This window comes from Paenibacillus roseus, from assembly GCF_016424485.1.
GTDB classification, from domain to species: domain Bacteria; phylum Bacillota; class Bacilli; order Paenibacillales; family Paenibacillaceae; genus Paenibacillus_D; species Paenibacillus_D roseus.
In genome coordinates this window covers 1-2,230 of record NZ_JAELUP010000067.1, presented here as the reverse complement: position 1 = coordinate 2,230, position 2,230 = coordinate 1, and the positions used below count along the sequence as shown (strand labels likewise).

Sequence of the window (2,230 nt, the reverse complement as noted above, 5' to 3'; positions counted from 1 at the left end):
GAATAAGTTAAAATTTTTTTCTTTTTGATTAAAAGTTTTTTTTTTTTTTATAATATTAATATCACTATTTTGATTTTGTGTAACAATTGGAAAATAATTAATAAAATATGTTTGATTTTTTAAAAAATATTTTGACATAATAAAATTAAAAAATAGTGATTTTAATTAATTTAGATTATTTTATAATTTCTACAATAATACCAGCACCTACTGTTTTACCTCCTTCACGGATAGCAAATCTCATATTTTTTTCAATAGCAATAGGTTGAATAAATTGAATTTCAATATACATAGAATCTCCGGGTTTTGCTATTTTAGAATCATTTGTTTTTTCTTCAACTGATGGAGCATCATAATTAATATCTACAATTTCTCCAGTAACATCTGTTGTACCTAAATAAAATTGTGGTTTATATCCAACAGAAAAAGCATGTTTACGTCCACCTTCACTTTCAGATAAAATATATACTTGAGCGATAAAACGTGTATGCGTAACAATACTTCCAGGTTGAGCTAAAACCATACCTCTGTGAATTTCTTTTTTTTGAACACCTCTAAGTAAAATACCAACATTATCACCTGCTAATGCTTCAGATAATGTTTTCTGAAACATTTCAATTCCAGTAACTACAGCTGATTTTTTTAAACCAAAACCTAAAATTTGAACACTATCTCCCATTTTTAAAGTTCCTCGTTCAACACGACCTGTTGCTACTGTACCTCTACCTGTAATTGAAAAAACATCTTCAATAGCCATTAAAAATGGTTTATCTGTCGAACGCACAGGTAATGGTATAGCTTCATCAATAACATCCATTAATTCATATATACGATCTACCCATTTATCAGCGCCCTTACGAATATTTGGATTTTTAGTTAAAGCATTCAAAGCTAATAAAGCAGACCCTGTAACAACACGAATATTATCTCCATCAAATTTGTAATTTGTTACTAAATCACGAAGTTCTAATTCTATTAATTCTAAAAGTTCAGGATCATCTACTTGATCTTCTTTATTTATAAAAATAACTAATTCTGGAACACCTACTTGTTGTGCTAAAAGTATATGTTCTCTTGTTTGAGGCATAGGACCATCAGCTCCTGAAACTACAAGAATAGCACCATCCATCTGAGCAGCACCAGTAATCATATTTTTTACATAATCTGCATGTCCTGGGCAATCTACATGAGCATAATGTCTTGTTTTAGTTTCATATTCAACATGCGCTGTATTAATCGTGATCCCACGAGCTTTTTCTTCAGGCGCAGAATCTATATCATCATATTTTTTACCCTTAGCATTACCTAAAGCAGCTAATGCCATAGTAATACTAGCAGTTAAAGTAGTTTTTCCATGATCTACATGTCCTATAGTTCCTATGTTGACATGGGGTTTTTCTCGTTGAAATTTTTGACGTGCCATAATTAAAAATAATTGATTGAAAATATATTTTGTTTTAATCTTTATATTACTTACAATTAAAATTTTTTATTATAATATTGTAAAGAAGAATCTATAAAAAAATGAAATCAAGAAAAAGAAGAAGCTTTTTGACCAAAAGCTGCCATTTCTTCTTGTATTTTTTTTTGAAAAGGAACCCCTTTACAAAAATAAGAATTTATTAATTGTTTAGCAATTTCGATATAAAAAGGTTTATAAGTTTTTTTTATGTTTTTTGTTCTAATGCGAGCTTCTAGGATTATCCATCGCATTGCGAGTTTTTGAGATTTCCATTTTGTTTCAAAGCCTGAATAATATAATTTTCTTTTTCCATGATATTTAACTTTTCTAAGATAAAGAGGTGTTACATTTTTTAAAGCCGTAAAAAAAACATTGTAAGGATTTTTTTTTGTTTTATATTCTAAATATTCCAAAATTAAAGAAAATATAGTTTTTTGTAAATTTTTATTACCTTTTATAAACAAATACTTTAAAAATTGGTTGATAATTTGCATATTTTCAGAATTTTTTTTCCAAAATAAAATTAAATCTTCAAAATCATCTTTTTTATTATTTATAGATTGTTCTATAAGTAGTTCTTGTGCTTCATCAGTCATATACTTAGAAAATGTAACTTCTAAAGCTTGTAAATTTTGAGATGTTAAATTATCAATGCTTTTTAATTGTCCCTTTGTAGCTCTTTCTATCATTTTGAATATTAAATCTTTTCTCGAATAATCAAAAAATTCTTCTATTTCAAAAAATTCTTTTTTTAAATGATATGAAGTG

At 27.0% G+C, this 2,230-nt stretch carries 2 protein-coding genes; both read right to left on the bottom strand.

Annotated elements, in window-relative coordinates; all coding sequences use genetic code 11:
• Positions 1–175: 175 nt before the first annotated feature.
• Complete coding sequence (gene tuf, locus JFN88_RS13905; RefSeq protein ID WP_199019911.1) at positions 176–1,423, bottom strand: elongation factor Tu; 1,248 nt, start codon at positions 1,421–1,423, stop codon at positions 176–178.
• Between the two features lie 107 nt (positions 1,424–1,530).
• On the bottom strand, positions 1,531–2,230 hold a 700-nt coding region (locus JFN88_RS13900), incomplete at its 5' end, for an uS7 family ribosomal protein (RefSeq protein ID WP_199019910.1).

Excerpts from the sequence above, each read along its gene's own strand:
- tuf (WP_199019911.1), bottom strand. The coding sequence starts at position 1,423 with ATGGCACGTCAAAAATTTCAACGAGAAAAACCCCATGTCAACATAGGA.